The sequence below is a fragment of the Bacillus sp. LR--39 genome, from assembly GCF_053613335.1.
Genome location: NZ_JBSIOT010000196.1, coordinates 1 through 1,309, shown reverse-complemented (window position 1 = coordinate 1,309; position 1,309 = coordinate 1). Strand labels below are relative to the sequence as shown.

General features: G+C 46.4%; 1 protein-coding gene and 1 pseudogene. Both read left to right on the top strand.

The annotated features are described in order from the left end of the window. Positions 1–197: 197 nt before the first annotated feature. Positions 198–428, top strand: a pseudogene (yvfU, locus tag ACWHAR_RS21725) (two-component system response regulator YvfU); the annotation flags it as partial. A gap of 174 nt (positions 429–602) precedes the next feature. After that, on the top strand, positions 603–1,309 hold a 707-nt coding region (lutA, locus tag ACWHAR_RS21720), incomplete at its 3' end, for a lactate utilization iron-sulfur protein LutA (protein WP_452087796.1).

Here is a 1,309-nt window from a genome sequence, read left to right as displayed (position 1 = left end):
GAGTGTATCTTTCTATGAATGTCACAGCAGTTTAAAAGAAAGAGGACATGGGAGATAGAAAAGATGGATGAATTGGAAGATGCAGGAGGAGGATTGCCTAGACATCGGGGTGAGAAAAAATGACATTTGTCACTCCATCATCAAGACACCTCATACTAACCACAGCTGCTCCGTCTACCGAAAATGTATAAAAGGGCTTCAGCCCCGAGCTGACGTTTAATATGATGCGAGACGAAAATCCGCTAACCGTTAGAGAGCAAGAAATTCTGAGGCTTGCGGCTTTAGGCAAGACAACAAAAGACATTACGCTGGAGCTCTATTTATCTCAAGGCACAGTTCGAAACTATATCTCAGAAATCATCCAAAAGCTTAATGCGAAAAATCGGACAGAAGCCGCCAGCATCGCTGAGGAAAAGGGCTGGATCTAACCATATACTGCACTCCTGGGAGATCGGGAGTGTTTTTGATATGCCACAAATGAAAATATCCCTAGAAAACCCTTTCCTTCCATTGTCAGAATAGTGTACGATATTTATATAGTTATTTTAACTCAGGTCATCAGATGACCTGATCATATATTGGGGATGAGAGAGGGGTTCATCATGAAAGTCTCACTTTTTGTCACTTGTCTTGTTGATATGTTTCAAACAAATGTCGGAAAAGCAACGGTTGAGCTGCTGGAGCGGCTTGGGTGCGAGGTTGATTTTCCGGAAGGGCAGATTTGCTGCGGGCAGCCGGCTTACAACAGCGGCTATGTACATGACGCCAAAAAAGCAATGAAACGGATGATCGAAACGTTTCAGGATTCCGAATATGTTGTCAGTCCTTCCGGTTCCTGCACAACGATGTTCCGGGAATACCCGCACTTGTTTGCGGATGACCCGAAATGGGCCGATAAAGCGCAAAAGCTGGCGGATAAAACGTATGAACTGACAGATTTTATTGTGAACATCCTTGGGATAGAGGATGTCGGCGCGACCCTTCATACAAAAGCGACCTTACATACGTCGTGCCATATGACTAGGCTGCTGGGTGTTCGGGAGGAGCCAATGAAGCTGTTGAGCCATGTGAAGGGCCTGCAGTTTACAGAGCTTCCGGGCAAACATAACTGCTGCGGATTCGGAGGAACGTTCTCAGTCAAGATGGCGCAGATTTCTGAGCAGATGGTCGATGAAAAAGTCGAATGTGTGGAGGAAACGGGAGCAGAGGTGCTGATCGGTGCTGACTGCGGCTGTTTGATGAATATCGGGGGACGGCTTGGCCGAAAAGATAAGAATGTCAAAGTGATGCACATCGCCGAAGTGCTCAA